Genomic DNA, 14408 nt, shown 5'->3' with positions numbered 1-14408 from the left:
CTATTGTACTAGGCACGCCGACAGCGGCCAGTGATTGAGGCAAATTTTGCCGCCCTCGCCTGTATCACCTGCCGATAGTTGCGGCTTTTCACCGGGGAAGTAACGGGCTGACAGCGTCTGACGACCATCATCCACGAAACATTCGAGGCTGGATCGATCGCACAAGAGCGTCAGCGGGCCACCCAGCCAGGGCGCTGACCTCTCTTCCCACTCCCCGCTCTGCCAGTTCTGGCGACGCAATCCAATGCGCCCTTTCTGCCACACCAGCTCGGCCACGGCGCCGAGCCAGAGACTGCCTGCGCCGGTCAGCGTCAGATCCAGCCAGGCCGAGTCGATGGCCATCCCCGGAAACTCGCTGACGACACCCTCGAAACGGGTCAGCTCCCCCTTGAGGGCGGCAAGTTCAGCCACCGGCCGCTGGCAGAGCCACTCATGCTGCCAGAACAGCTCCCGTGGACAGCTCATCTGGTGGATCCAGCCATAGGGAATGGTCGGCTGGCTCATCTCGTTCTCCTCCGGCAGCCCCAGCCAGCCAAACAGCAGGCGGCGCCCCTGGCTATCCAGGGTGGTCTGCGGTGCATAGAATTCGAAGCCGCGGTCCAGCTCGTGAAAAGCCCCATGTTCGAAGTGCTCGCCATCGAACTGCCCCGCCAGCCAGCCACACTGGTAGAGGTTGCGGTAATCCTCCCCTTGCGGGGCAATACCCTGCGGGCAACTTATCAACACATGGCGATCGGCCAGCGGGAAAAGATCAGGGCACTCCCACATATAGCCAAACTCACCGAGGCCGCCACGCCCACTGCCGGCGATGGGGCCAACCAGCTGCCACTTGTCCAGCGTCTGGCCGCGATAGAGCAGCACCTCCCCCTTGTCGTCCAAGGTGCGGGCTCCCAGCACCATCAGCCACTGCTGGCCGTCATGCCACACCTTGGGGTCGCGCACATGGCCGCTGTAGCCTTCAGGTAAATCGAGCACAGGCCCCAGTTTGTCAAAACCACCCTCACCGTCGGCGCGAGCCAGACACTGATAGGCGGTGCGGCTGCCATCCGGATATTTGACATTGCCTGTGTAGATGAGGATCAGGCGCCCCTGCTCGTCGCTCACCGCCGAACCCGAATAACAGCCGTGGCTCTCATACGCCTCGGTGGGCAAGAGCGCCACCGGCTCGTGCTGCCAGTGCAGCAGATCGCTGCAGCTGACGTGCCCCCACCCCTTGTTGCTGTGCGTGCAGCCCAGCGGGTTCCACTGGTAAAAAAGGTGATACCGGCCGCCGTGCTCGATAAAGCCGTTGGGGTCATTGAGCAGCCCCACCGGGGCTGCCAGATGCCAGCGGGGCCTATGGGGATCGGCCGCCGCCTTGAGCTGTCCGGTCAACAAGGACCGGACTATCTGTTGGAAAAAATCGACTTCCTTCATCACTCCACCTTGTATTTGAGCAGCCAGGAGGCAGCGAAGGCGGCGCCAAAGGCGATGACCAGGCCGATGACATAGTGGATCAGATTCATGGGCTGGACGATGGCCATGCCCGGAATACCGGTCAGGCCCACCGCCGTCATCCCCACCTTGGCCGCCACCACGTAAGCGCCCCCCAGGGCACCGCCGAGCAGGCCGGCCAGGAAAGGCTTGATGTAGCGCAGGTTGACCCCGAAGATCGCCGCTTCCGTGATGCCGAGCAGGCAGGACATGGCCGCCGGTACTGTAATGGCCTTGATTTTCGGATCCCGGGTCTTGAAGTAGACCGCCAGACAGGCACCACCCTGGGCCACGTTGGCCATGGCCCAGATGGGCAGCAGGAAGTTGACGCCTATGGCAGGATTGGTGAGCAGCCCCGCCTCTATGGCATGGAAGCTGTGATGGATGCCGGTGATGACGATGAGGGAATAAGTCCCGCCAAACACCAGCCCCGCCAGCCAGCCTGCCTGCTCATAGAGGGCGCTCAGACCAAACGAGATGCCATCACCCAGCACCCGTCCGGCCGGGCCGATAAACAGCAGGGCCACAAAGCCGGTGATGATGACGGTGAGAAATGGCGTGAGGATCAGATCCAGCGCGTCCGGAATGCGCTTGCGCAGCTGCTTCTCCAGATGGGACATGAACCAGACCGCCAGCAGCACAGGGAAGACGGTGCCCTGATAGCCGATCATGGCGACATCGATACCGAAGAAATCCATGGTCTTGAAGCCACCGGCCACACCCCAGGCGTTAGTCAGGGCCGGGTGGGTGAGGATCCCCCCCATGGTGGCCCCCAGATAGGGGTTGCCGCCAAACTCACGCGCCGCCGTGAACCCGATCAGAATGGGCAGTATGATAAAGGCCGCCGAGCTGAACATGTCGAGCATGACGAAGAGGGCACTGTCGGCATTGACCCAGCCATAGGTGCGCACCATGCCGAGCAGCCCCATCAGCAGACCGGACGCGACGATTGCCGGAATGATGGGCACGAATATGTTGGAGAGCGTCCGCGCCAGCCGCTGGGCCACGTTGAGCTTGGCCGTCGCCATGTCGGTCAGCTCAGCCTTGCTGGCCGTCCCTGTCCCGGTAATAGCCACGAACTCCGCATAGACCTTGTTGACCAGACCGGTGCCGAAGATCACCTGGATCTGACCCGCGTTGCTGAAGCACCCCTTGACCCCCTCCAGCTTGTCGATGGCGGCCTTGTTCACCTTGCTGTCATCGGCCAGCACCAGCCGCAATCGGGTGGCGCAGTGGGCAGCGCTGACGATGTTCTCCTTGCCCCCGAGCAGGGGCACCAAATCCTTGGCTATCGCACTGATATTCATATTCTTCCTCTTATGACCCGCCACGCTGGCGGGCCCTTGTCACATGAGAGTAGGGTCTGTTGAGCTGCGGTTCTAGCCGCAGATCAACAACCGCTTGAGGCTGATCGCAAAAAGGCATCCAGTTCTGTGCGGGTCGGCAGTGCCGTCATGGCCCCCTTGGCGGTGGTGGCGAGCGCCCCGCAGCCGTGAGCCTGAGCCAGGATGGCGGGCAGCTCGGCCAGCGTGGGCAACCGCTCGCCCTGTGCCAGCGCCGCCAGGAGTCCGGCGACGAAGGCATCCCCCGCCCCCGTGGTGTCAAGCGGGGTCACTTTCGGCCCCACCCACTCCAGCAGCTCGCCCTCGAGGCGGGCCACCACTCCGGCCGCCCCCCGGGTCACCAGCACCAGCGCCGGGCCTGATATGGTGGCAAGCCCCGCGGCCAGATCATCCTCGCCGCTCAGCAGCTGCAACTCGTCAATCGAGAGCTTGACCACATCCGCCAGGGCAATTGCCTGGCGCACCACTGGCAGCATCTCGGCGGGGTTGCCCCACACCTCGGGCCTCAGGTTGGGGTCGAAACAGACCCGTCCCCCCGCGTCCTTGATGGCGGCCATGGCCTGCAGGCAACTACCGCGCACCGGTTCGTTGGCAAGGGCGATGGAGCAGGTGAGCAACCACTGGCTGGCCTGGAAGCCGGGCAACTCATCCGGGGTCAGAAACTGATCCGCACTGGGGCGCACCATAAAGGTGAAGCTGCGCTCCCCCTCTTCATCGAGCTCCACCAGCACTGTGGAGGTTCGATGAGCAGGATCCGCCCGCAGACAAGCGGTATCCACCCCTTCCCTTGCCAGGGTATCGGCCATAAAGCGGCCAAACGGATCGGCGCCGACCCGGCCGATAAAGGCTGACTCGCCGCCGAGTCGCGCCACCCCGACCGCCACATTGGCGGGTGCGCCACCCGGGCACTTGAGGTAGTGCAGTTCCCCTTCCGGGATCAAGTCCACCACCGCATCCCCCATTACCCACACACGATTCGTCACCTTGCTACTCCACTGCTGCACAGGATTCACTGACGGGGCCGGGCCCTCATCTCTTGGCTTTCATTATCAGCTAAACCGATTTAGCCAACCAACAGATCCTGGCACCGGCTGCTATTTTTGTGATCGGGATAACGAACTAGAACCAGGTTTCCATCTGCACGCCAAAATTCCACTCGCCACCGGCGGTGAAGTTGCTCTGGCCCATGGCATCGTCACTGGCGTAGCTGTCGAGCTCCGATGACCAGTCCATCCAGGTGGCGAACACCCGCAGCTCCGGACGCTCGAAGAAGCCGGCGGTCTGTGCCTTGAAGGTAGGGGCGAAGGTAAGCTTGGTGAAGTTGCCGTTCACCGCCTGACGACCCTTGTAGCCCTTGGGATCCAGATCCATGTACTGCCATGCCGCCTCATAGACCAGCTCGACGTTCTGGCTCAGCACCTGGGCTACCCGGGTATTGAGGGTCAGCCACTGGTATTCATCCCCTTTCACGTAACGATCCTGGCTCTGCTCTGCCAGCAGGGCCGGTGCGAAACGCCAGCGCGAGTTGAGGTCGGTAGCACCAAACACGGCGACCCGCACTGCATCGGCATCGGGCAGCAGTTCGCTGTCGGAACCCAAGCCCTTGAGCTCGGCACCCAGACCATGACCGTAGAGGATCGCCGCCTTGGAGAAGCCGGGGTTGATGCCAAAGAAGCTGTCGGCGTGATAAGCCACCAGAGTATGGGCCCCCTTGTCCGCCGCCTCGCTTCCCTTGCCACCGTCGTTGATGCGCTGTTCGTTGTCATTGGCCGAGAGGCCGTTCACCATCCACTGCCAGTTGCCGAAGCGGTTGTTCATGGTGAGGATGTAGCTCTCTATGTCCGACAGACCGCTGGCACTGATGTCGCCATAGTCGCGACCATAGAGGGAAAAGTTCGCCTTCCAGCTGTCGGCAAGTTGCACGTCATAGACACCGCCGCCGGTGCCGGCCAGGAAGACCACGTCCGAGTCGAGCCAGTGGATGTCGAAGTTGTCCCGATCAAAGCGCTTGCCCGCCCACAGCACCGCATTCTTGAAAGCGCCATCGAAGCTCGCCAGATTGCCTATTTCGGCAAACACCTGGCGGGTATTGAGGCTCGAATCGCTGGCGGTCCAGTCGTTGCTGGTCTCCACGCCATCTGCCAGCATCAGCTTGTAGCGTGCCCAGCTGCCGTCATCAAACGTCTGGGTCTTGAGCAGATTCGCTTCCATGTAGGTGTCGTCTTCGTTGCCAAGCCGGCCCACTGCGCCCCCCACAGATCCTGCCGGCGTGATGTAGGGACCGCCCCGCCCACCGTTGCCATTGCCGTTGACCAGGAGGCCAGAGCGGGCATAGCCGTGAAACTCGAAGCCCTGTGCCCCCGCCGTCTTCTCATCCACCTTCTGGCTGCGGGTGTTGGCGACCTGGGCCTGCTCGCTGGCCGCACTCGCCTTTATTTCGGCCTGACTGGCACGGCTCTCCGCCGCCTCGGCTCTCGCTTCGGCCGCCTGTACCCGCGCCTCCAGCGCCGCCAGCCTGGCTTCGATACCGCCCTCCGCCGCCCACAGCGGGCTGCTCATCCCCAATCCCAGCGCCACTGCCAACGCCAATTTGCTCTTGAACATGGTCATCTTCCTCACCTGTCGTGTGTTGCCCGGTCGGGCTCTGTTTTTATCGGCGAAGAGAGCATAGCTAAACCGCTTTAGCCAACTCAAGATGCCAGCTAAACCGTTTCAGCCACTCTGTGAGCGGGATAACATTTGTACAGAATGAATTGGCGGGAGTTGTGAGGTGGATCCCTCATCAGGATCCACTCAATAACGAAGAGACGGGCCGAATGGCAGGCAAAAAGAAAGCCGGCACAGAGGCCGGCTTTGCTGGGATGCGTTGAGATCAGCGGGTCAGGTCGTCGAAGAAGCGTTTCACCCCTTCGAAGAAACCTTCCGATCTCGGCTTGTGGGTCTTGGCGGCGGCACCGCTGAACGACTCGTCCAGCTGGCGCAACAGCTCTTTCTGGGACTCGGTCAGCTTGACCGGAGTCTCGATCACCACCTTGCACATCAGATCCCCCACCTGGCCGGAGCGCACTGATTTGACGCCCTTGCCCCGCATGCGGAACATCTTGCCGGTCTGGGTTTCGGGAGTGACCTTGAGCTTGACGCGGCCATCCAGGGTCGGCACTTCAATCTCGCCACCGAGCGCAGCAGCGGTGAAGCTGATGGGCACTTCGCAGTAGAGGTTGTTGCCGTCACGCACGAAAATCTCGTGCTCCTTGACGTGTACCTGTACATAGAGATCCCCGGCCGGAGCGCCCGCTTCCCCCGCCTCCCCTTCGCCGGAGAGACGGATACGGTCGCCGGTATCGACGCCCGCCGGGATCTTGACCGACAGTGTCTTGGTCTTCTGGTAACGACCTTCGCCATGGCACTTGCGGCACGGATCCTTGATGATCTTGCCGCGACCGTGACAGTGCGGACAGGCCTGCTGCACCGCGAAGAAGCCCTGACGCATCTGCACCTGGCCGGCACCGTGGCAGGTCGGGCAAGTCTGGGCTGTGCTGCCGGTGTGGGCACCGGAACCGTTGCAGACCTCGCAGTGGACCAGGGACGGCACCTTGATCTCTTTGGAGACACCGCGCACCGCCTCTTCCAGGGTCAGCTCCATGGTGTAGCGCAGGTCTGAACCCCGGGCAGGACCACGACGACCGCCGCCGCTGCGGCCACCGAAGATGTCGCCAAAGATATCGCCGAACGCATCACCGAAATCGGCACCGCCGCCAAAGCCACCGTGGCCACCGCCACCCTGGCTCTGATCCACGCCGGCATGACCATACTGGTCATAGCGAGCCCGCAGATTCTCGTCGGTCAGGATCTCATAGGCTTCCTTGACCTCTTTGAACTTCTCTTCGGATGCGGCATCACCCTGATTGCGGTCCGGGTGAAACTTCATCGCCAGACGCTTGTACGCCTTCTTGATCTCGCGCTCATCGGCACCTTTCGATACCCCGAGCACTTCATAGAAATCGCGCTTTGACATACTGATCCTGTTGCTACGTAAACAGTTATGCAGACGGGCGTTGGTCACCCAACGCCCGTAAATTCATCGATCAAGCCGATGGGTAGAGCGGGCTCTACCCATCTGGGTGTGGCTTATTTCTTGTCGTCTTTCACTTCTTCGAACTCGGCATCGACCACGTCGTCGTCAGCCTTGGAAGAAGAAGAGGACTGGTTGGCATCGGCGCCAGCACCCTGAGCCTGGGATTGCTGCTGGGCAATCTCCATCAGCTTCTGGGACGCTTCCAGCAGAGCCTGCTGTTTGGCTTCGATGACAGCCTTGTCGTCACCCTTGATGACGGCTTCCAGCTCGCTCAATGCAGTCTCGATTTTGGTCTTGTCGTCGGCAGGCAGGGCGTCACCGGCTTCGGTGATCTGCTTGCGTACAGAGTGGACCAGACCGTCAGCCTGGTTGCGAGTCTGCACCAGCTCTTCAAACTTCTTGTCTTCGGCCGCGTTGGCTTCTGCCTCGCGTACCATGCGTTCGATCTCCTCATCAGACAGACCGGAGGAAGCCTGGATGGTGATCTTCTGCTCCTTGTTGGTCTCCTTGTCTTTGGCAGAAACGTGCAGGATACCGTTGGCATCGATGTCGAAGGTCACTTCGATCTGCGGCAGGCCGCGCTGAGCCGGACGAATGCCTTCCAGGTTGAACTGGCCCAGGGACTTGTTGTCGCTGGCGCGCTTGCGCTCACCCTGCAGCACGTGAATGGTCACGGCAGACTGGTTGTCTTCGGCAGTGGAGAACACCTGGGACTTCTTGGTCGGGATAGTGGTGTTCTTCTCGATCAGCGCAGTCATGACGCTGCCCATGGTTTCGATACCCAGAGAGAGCGGGGTCACGTCCAGCAGCAGTACGTCGGTCTTCTCACCGGACAGTACGGCACCCTGGATGGCAGCACCCATGGCCACGGCTTCGTCCGGGTTGACGTCTTTACGCGGCTCTTTGCCAAAGAACTCGGCAACAGTCTTCTGCACCATAGGCATACGGGTCTGACCGCCCACCAGGATGACGTCGTCGATCTCGCCGACTGCCAGACCAGAGTCTTTCAGGGCAGTGCGAACTGGTTCGAGCGAGTCTTTCACCATGTCTTCCACCAGGGATTCCAGCTTGGCGCGGGTCACCTTGATGTTCATGTGCTTGGGACCTGTGGCATCTGCGGTGATGTACGGCAGGTTCACGTCGGTCTGCTGGGCAGAAGAGAGCTCGATCTTGGCTTTCTCGGCGGCATCTTTCAGACGCTGCAGGGCCAGCTGGTCGTTGCGCAGGTCAATGCCCTGCTCACGCTTGAACTCGTCAACCAGATAGTTGATAACACGGTTGTCGAAGTCTTCACCACCCAGGTGGGTGTTACCGTTGGTCGCCAGTACTTCGAAGGTGGTTTCCCCTTCGACTTCGTCGATCTCGATGATGGAGATATCGAAAGTACCGCCACCCAGGTCATACACGGCAACCTTGCGCTCACCCTTGACCTTGTTCACGCCATAAGCGAAAGCAGCAGCGGTCGGTTCGTTGATGATGCGTTTTACATCCAGACCGGCGATGCGACCGGCATCCTTGGTAGCCTGACGCTGGGCGTCGTTGAAGTAGGCCGGCACTGTGATAACGGCTTCGGTCACCGGCTCACCCAGATAATCTTCGGCAGTCTTCTTCATCTTCTTCAGCACTTCGGCAGAGATCTGCGGCGGTGCCATTTTCTTGCCCTTCACTTCCACCCAGGCATCACCGTTGTCAGCCTTGGCGATGGCGTACGGCATGATCTTCAGGTCACGCTGCACTTCTTCATCTTCGAAACGGCGACCGATCAGACGCTTGATGGCGAACAGTGTGTTCTTCGGGTTGGTGATGGCCTGACGCTTGGCCGGCTGACCAACCAGGATCTCGCCATCATCGGCATAGGCAATGATGGACGGAGTAGTACGATCGCCTTCTGCGTTCTCGATCACGCGAGCAGTGTCGCCATCCAGAATAGCGACGCAGGAGTTGGTAGTACCCAGGTCAATACCGATGATTTTACCCATTTGACGAATCTCCAAATACTTTGAATAAACTGGCGAGGAACTCGCCTTAATGCGTTAACGGCTAGGTGGGGGCTGCCAGTGTGGCTTTCAAGCTCCCGGCATCAAATTTTTTGTGCCGCCGTGGCCTTGGAACCTATATGGGGTCTCAAGTTGACGCTTCAAGCCCTACCCTCAAAAAACCGCACATTCTTGCCTTGTTTACGGAAGAATGCTTGCCAAATGACGCCAAAAATAAGCTGTTGGCGCCGCAACCAATAAAAAGCCCGCCGAGCGGCGGGCTCAGCACAGCGATGGCAATCAGGCTGGCGCCTTGGAGACCATCACCATGGCCGGACGGATCACCCGACCATTGAGCTCGTAGCCCTTCTGCATCACGGCGATGACAGTGTTCGGTGCCAGCTCGCCATTTTCGATCATGCTCATCGCCTGATGGGCATTGGGATCAAACGGCTGATTGAGCGGATCAAGCGGATTCAGACCAAACTTGGCCACGCCGCTTTGCATCGATTTCAGGGTCAGCTCGACCCCTTCGATCATCGGCTTGAGCTCTTCGCTCTCCTTGTCGGCCAGCTCGATGGCGCGCTCCAGGTTGTCCAGTACCGGCAACAGTTCGGCGGCGAATTTCTCCAGCGCAAACTTGTGGGCCTTCTCCACATCCTGGGCGGCACGGCGACGCAGGTTTTCCATTTCGGCGACGGCACGAATGGCACGCTCACGCTCTTCATTGGACGCCAGCTGGGCGGCTTCCAGTTGGGCCTCCAGCTCGGCAATGCGGGCCTGCTCGGCTGTCACTTCACTGTCTACATCGGTCGGCTCGACTGGCTGGGCTTCCACTTGCTCCATCGTTTCAACCTTTTGTTCTTCGTGGTTCATGACATCTCCAATTTCAGGGTTGCTTATGAGGGTCTGCTGACGTTCGGGTGCGAGACAAGTCGGCAACAGACCCTGTAATGGCGCTATTATGGGGACGCAGCCTCGGCTTTCAAGGGGAAAAAGGCGCTATCGTCGCCAATGAGCCGCACCGACAGGTAAATTGCCACTTTTCCCGGTACGATGGCGCGAGCAGAACGCTGGCAGCAGACAAATCCCCCACAAAGCGGGGTATACTGCCCCCAATACTCATCCCAGACCCGACAGACTATGGATTCTCCGTTCAAAACCATTGCCCTGATTGGCAAACCCCACCACGAAGGGGCCAACCAGACCCTGACCGGCTTGCATCAGTATCTCACTACCCGTGGTTTCAAGGTGCTGGTCGAAAGCCGGGTCGCCCACACCCTCGGCATCATGGATGAAAACGTGATGGATCTGGTCCAGCTCGGTGAGCAGGCGGACTTGGCCATCGTCGTCGGCGGGGACGGTAACATGCTGGGGGCGGCCCGGGTGCTGTCACGGTTCGATGTGGCGGTGATCGGGGTCAACCGGGGCAATCTCGGCTTTTTGACCGACCTGTCGCCGCAGGATTATCTGCTGCCGCTGGAACAGGTGCTTTCCGGCCACTACAAGAGTGAACACCGCTTCTTGCTGGAAGCCGCCGTCTATCGTCACGGGGAGCGCAAATCGAGCAACCTGGCGGTGAACGAAGCCGTGCTGCACCCGGGCAAGATAGCCCACATGATCGAGTTCGAGGTCTATATCGATGGCAGCTTCATGTACAGCCAGCGCTCGGACGGCATCATAGTCGCCACCCCGACCGGCTCCACCGCCTATTCGCTATCGGCGGGCGGCGCCATCCTCACTCCCAAGCTCAACGCCATCACGCTGGTGCCCATGTTCCCACACACCCTGAGCAGCCGTCCCATAGTGCTGGATGCGGACAGCGAGGTGCGCCTGCTGGTCTCACCGGACAATCAGGATGACGCCATGCAGGTGAGCTGCGACGGTCAGGTAACACTGGCGGTACACCCGGGGGACGAGATCCTCATCAAGAAGAGCAAGCACAAGCTGCACCTGGTGCATCCGCTCGATTACAGCTACTTCCACGTGCTGCGCAACAAGCTCGGCTGGGGCAGCAAGCTGTTCTAAGCCGCTTTCAACACGCTCTTGTCCATCCTGTTGCGGGTCGACTCTTTACTGTATGGAAAACCAGTATATACTGGATGCATACACAGTAATGTTGGCCCATACAGGATGAGACCATGCTGACCCAGCTGACCGTCAACAACTTCGCTATCGTCAAGTTTCTCGAACTCGATCTGCAACCCGGCATGACCTGCATCACGGGTGAGACGGGTGCCGGTAAATCCATCGCCATAGACGCACTCGGCCTCTGTCTGGGTGAGCGGGCAGAGGCCAGCATGGTGCGCCCCGATAGCGACAAGACAGAGGTCAGCGCCCGTTTCCTGCTGGACAGCAACCCGGCCGCCCGTGCCTGGCTCGCCGCCAACGAGCTGGAAAACGAAGGTGAATGCATAGTGCGGCGGGTGCTCTCTGCCGAAGGGCGATCACGCAGCTACATCAACGGCGTGCCCGTCCCCCTGACCCAGCTTAAAAATCTCGGTCAACTGCTGGTCAACGTCCACGGCCAGCACGCCCACCAGCTCCTGCTCAAACCCGACTACCAGCTCAGCTTGCTGGATGGCTATGCCGGCCATCACCTGCTGCTGGAAGAGGTGCGCCAGCACTATCAGCTCTGGCGTCAGCTGCAAAACGAGCTCAATCGCCTCAAGGCCGAACAGCAACAGCGGGAAGCCCGCCGTCAGCTCATCGAATATCAGGTGCAGGAGCTGGACGAATTTGCCTTGCAACCGGGGGAATTCGAGGCGATTGAAGAGGAGCATCAGCGGCTCGCCAACGGCACCGAACTGATGCAGGAGTGCGGCGCCTGTCTCGATCTGCTCTATGACAACGAAGAGACCACCATCGCCGGCCTGTTGCAGGTCGCCGTCGACAAAGCCGAGAGTCTGGTGGGCATGGACAGCCGCCTCAGCCCCGTGCTGGAGATGCTGAACGAGGCGATGATAGGCGTGCAGGAGAGCCACAGCGAGCTGCGCAGCTATCTGGATCGGCTTGAGCTGGACCCGGAGCGCTTCACCGAGCTGGAAGCCCGCCTCTCCAAAGCCATCAATCTGGCCCGCAAGCACCATGTCAAACCAGCCGAGCTGGCCCTGCATCATCAGGATCTTGCCAGTGATCTCGCCCGCCTCAACTCTGATGAAGAGCGCCTCGAGGGCATGGAAGATGAACTGGCCGAAGCCCGCCTTGCCTTCGTACAGGCCGCAGAGGCACTGAGCCAGAGCCGTCAGCGTTACGCCGAGGAACTCGGCACCAAGGTGACCGCCAGCATGCACGAGCTGGCGATGCCGGACGGCCGCTTCGCCATCGAGGTGCGGCCGGATGCCCAGAGCAGCCTGTCGCCGCTTGGCATCGATCGGGTGGAATTTATGGTCACCACCAACCCGGGGCAACCCATCCAGCCGCTGGGCAAGGTGGCCTCGGGCGGTGAACTATCGCGGATCAGCCTCGCGATCGTCGTGATCAGCGCCCGCAAGGTATCGACCCCAACCCTGATTTTCGATGAGGTGGACGTGGGGATCAGCGGCCCCACCGCCGCCGTGGTGGGTCGTTTGCTGCGCCAGCTCGGTGAATCCACTCAGGTCATGGTGGTCACTCACCTGCCACAGGTGGCAGGCAAGGGCCACCAGCACATGGTGGTGAGCAAGCACACCGATGGCAAGACAACGGAGACCCAGATGCAGGCACTGGATCAGGGCGCTCGCCTCAAGGAGCTGGCTCGCCTGCTGGGCGGCGACCATATCACCGACAATACCCTGGCCAATGCCCGCGAGCTGCTGGCCTCCTGAGAAGGGACGTCCAACACGGCCAGTAAAAGGGGAGCCTCACACCTGCGGGTGTGAGGCTCCCCTTCTTTATATGGCTATCTGACGTTGCGATCGCCCGATCCTCTCTTCTATTTTTCCCCACAAACCAGCCGCTTGGTTAGCCGACATCCAGGGGACTCTCTGGCCAGGATCGAGTGTGGGAGCCAGACCAGAGTACGGGAGCCAATCCTGGCTCAACCTCATAGTACCGCACAGCAACAAGACCCAGCTCCGAGTGCCAGGTCTGGCTCCGTAACAAGGTGCTCGGGCAAGCCGACACAACCAGCTCGGTGACGGTGTGACCATCAAGGACGGTGCGAGTCATCCTGGTTGCCATGACCAGCACCGACGCATAGAGTGAGACCAGGTCGGGAGCAAAAACCCGTGCGCCTTCACCTGTTTTATCTGCCCCCTTGTCCGGCCAGCGTCCTTGCGCGGTCGACCAGGCGCCTCCAACTTCAGGAATGCCTTTATGCTCCACGTGTTTGGTCACAAGAACCCCGATAGCGACAGCATCTGCACCGCTCTGGTCACCGCCGACTGGCTCAATGGCCAGGGCAGACCGGCCCAGGCCTATGCACTGGGTGACCCCATCGCCGAGACCCGCTTCATTCTGGAAACCGCCGGGGTCGATGCCCCGCCCCTGCTGCAGGGGAGTGTGGCCAACACATCTGTGTTTCTGGTCGATTTCAGCGAGCTGGAGCAGGGGCCAGAGGGCCTTGCCGAGGCAGACGTGCAGGGGTTGATCGATCACCACAGGATCGGCACTCTTGTGACTCGGGGCCCCCTCGATGCCTGGATCCGCGCTGTGGGTTGCAGTGCCACTGTGCTGCTGGAGCTGATGGGCTATGACAACCTCTCCCGTTCCCAGGCTCGCCTGCTGCTGGGCGCCATCATCAGCGACACCTTCAGCCTCACCTCGCCGACGACCACGCCCCGTGATCGCGCAGCCGTCAATGCGCTGCTGCCCCTGACCGATCTGGCGCTGGAGCCCTTCGCGCAGACCCTGCTGGAACGCCGCACCCAGTTAGGTGATGCTCCCCTGGCCGAGCTGCTCATCGCCGATGAGAAGGCGTACCAGATTGCCGGTTACACACTGTCTGTCAGCCAGATATGCGTGATGGATCCGGCACAGCTTCAGTCACGGCAAACAGAGCTGGTTCAGGCCATGCAGGCCCGGCTGGAACAGGACAAACTGGATGCCTATGTGTTGATGCTGACCGATCTCGCCAAGGGGAACAGCCTGCTCTATTTCGCCAGCAACGGCATCTTGCCCGAGCAACCCATCCATCTGGCCGGTGCCGTCAGCCGCAAGAAGGAGGGTCTTCCCTGGCTGGCCCACTATCTGTCAACAGACCCGGTGTGATGCCAAGTGGCAGGGCAGCGGTACACGCCGGGTTCCCTGCCCTCTCTTTCTACCCCATGGCTTTGACACTCCACCTCGGTCGGCATGCGACTTTTTCTGTACGCCCTGTCGTCAACTGCCCTCATCCTGCTTGTTCGTGCTCACTGCGTCACGCGATACTCAGATAGAGACCAGGCAGCATGATTCAGATATGCAGCGCTTGCTGACCATGCAAACATGCTAAAAAAATACCATTTTTATCCGCAATTCCCCCGCTAACCGTCAAATATGCGGGATCCCTTCATTCTCCATTCAACTCGGTCTGTTATGCTGATGTATACGAACATGGTTTCACTATGCATCACCGACAGA

At 60.5% G+C, this 14408-nt stretch carries 10 protein-coding genes; 3 read left to right on the top strand and 7 right to left on the bottom strand.

Translation table 11 applies throughout. The features are described 5' to 3' along the window. The 7 genes from AACX78_RS08055 to grpE form a co-directional block, all read right to left on the bottom strand. Entirely contained in the window at window positions 1-1416 is a 1416-nt protein-coding gene (locus tag AACX78_RS08055; protein WP_159165875.1) for a glycoside hydrolase family 32 protein, read from the bottom strand. Beyond that, on the bottom strand, window positions 1416-2780 hold the full coding sequence (locus AACX78_RS08050) for a sucrose-specific PTS transporter subunit IIBC (RefSeq protein WP_159165874.1): 1365 nt from the start codon (window positions 2778-2780) through the stop codon (window positions 1416-1418). Before AACX78_RS08050 ends, AACX78_RS08055 begins: the two co-directional genes overlap by 1 nt. Window positions 2781-2863: 83 nt before the next feature. Further along, on the bottom strand, window positions 2864-3820 hold the full coding sequence (locus AACX78_RS08045) for an aminoimidazole riboside kinase (protein ID WP_159165873.1): 957 nt from the start codon (window positions 3818-3820) through the stop codon (window positions 2864-2866). 115 nt (window positions 3821-3935) lie between these two features. Further along, window positions 3936-5426, bottom strand: coding sequence for a carbohydrate porin (locus AACX78_RS08040; RefSeq protein ID WP_159165872.1), 1491 nt, complete (start codon window positions 5424-5426; stop codon window positions 3936-3938). A gap of 262 nt (window positions 5427-5688) precedes the next feature. Further along, entirely contained in the window at window positions 5689-6831 is a 1143-nt protein-coding gene (gene dnaJ / locus AACX78_RS08035; protein ID WP_021138057.1) for a molecular chaperone DnaJ, read from the bottom strand. Window positions 6832-6944: 113 nt separating this feature from the next. Further along, window positions 6945-8870 (bottom strand): molecular chaperone DnaK, encoded by a 1926-nt coding sequence (gene dnaK / locus AACX78_RS08030; protein WP_005312589.1) that lies wholly within the window; start codon window positions 8868-8870, stop codon window positions 6945-6947. A gap of 297 nt (window positions 8871-9167) precedes the next feature. Beyond that, window positions 9168-9743, bottom strand: a complete 576-nt coding sequence (grpE, locus tag AACX78_RS08025; RefSeq protein WP_005312586.1) for a nucleotide exchange factor GrpE — start codon at window positions 9741-9743, stop codon at window positions 9168-9170. Between the two features lie 267 nt (window positions 9744-10010). Here grpE and nadK point away from each other — a divergent pair, with 267 nt between their 5' ends. The 3 genes from nadK to AACX78_RS08010 all read left to right on the top strand — a co-directional run bounded on the left by nadK (window position 10011) and on the right by AACX78_RS08010 (window position 14057). Then, complete coding sequence (gene nadK / locus AACX78_RS08020; protein ID WP_005312583.1) at window positions 10011-10895, top strand: NAD(+) kinase; 885 nt, start codon at window positions 10011-10013, stop codon at window positions 10893-10895. 113 nt (window positions 10896-11008) lie between these two features. Further along, complete coding sequence (gene recN, locus AACX78_RS08015; protein WP_159165871.1) at window positions 11009-12673, top strand: DNA repair protein RecN; 1665 nt, start codon at window positions 11009-11011, stop codon at window positions 12671-12673. Between the two features lie 490 nt (window positions 12674-13163). After that, complete coding sequence (locus AACX78_RS08010) at window positions 13164-14057, top strand: DHHA2 domain-containing protein (RefSeq protein ID WP_159165870.1); 894 nt, start codon at window positions 13164-13166, stop codon at window positions 14055-14057. Window positions 14058-14408 lie beyond the last annotated feature (351 nt).

The sequence above is a fragment of the Aeromonas sp. 9A genome (assembly GCF_963900955.1).
Lineage (GTDB): Bacteria > Pseudomonadota > Gammaproteobacteria > Enterobacterales > Aeromonadaceae > Aeromonas > Aeromonas salmonicida.
Note: the sequence above shows the minus strand (reverse complement) of the source record. Positions and strands in the feature narration are given on the sequence as shown.